1 protein-coding gene is annotated in these 235 nt (G+C 59.1%); it reads left to right on the top strand.

The window, feature by feature from the left end; genetic code table 11:
* The coding region (locus tag M6F29_RS09575; protein ID WP_298159049.1) for a DnaJ C-terminal domain-containing protein at positions 1–235 on the top strand (235 nt) is incomplete at both ends.

The following is a 235-nucleotide window of genomic DNA, read 5'->3' as shown; positions in this document are numbered from 1 at the left end:
GGTACGTATGCAACAGGGATTTTTCTCCATCCAGCAAACCTGTCCGGTCTGTCATGGGAGCGGCAAAACCATCACCTCTCCCTGCCCCGACTGTCATGGAGCCGGACGAATCCGAAAACATAAAACACTGTCCGTCAAGATTCCCGCCGGCATCGATCATGGTGACCGCGTTCGTCTGGCAGGAGAAGGCGAACCCGGGCAGGCCGGGGGCCCGGCGGGGGATTTGTTCGTAGTG

It is taken from the genome of Ferrovum sp. (assembly GCF_027317285.1).
Taxonomy (GTDB): domain Bacteria; phylum Pseudomonadota; class Gammaproteobacteria; order Burkholderiales; family Ferrovaceae; genus Ferrovum.
Note: the sequence above shows the minus strand (reverse complement) of the source record. Positions and strands in the feature narration are given on the sequence as shown.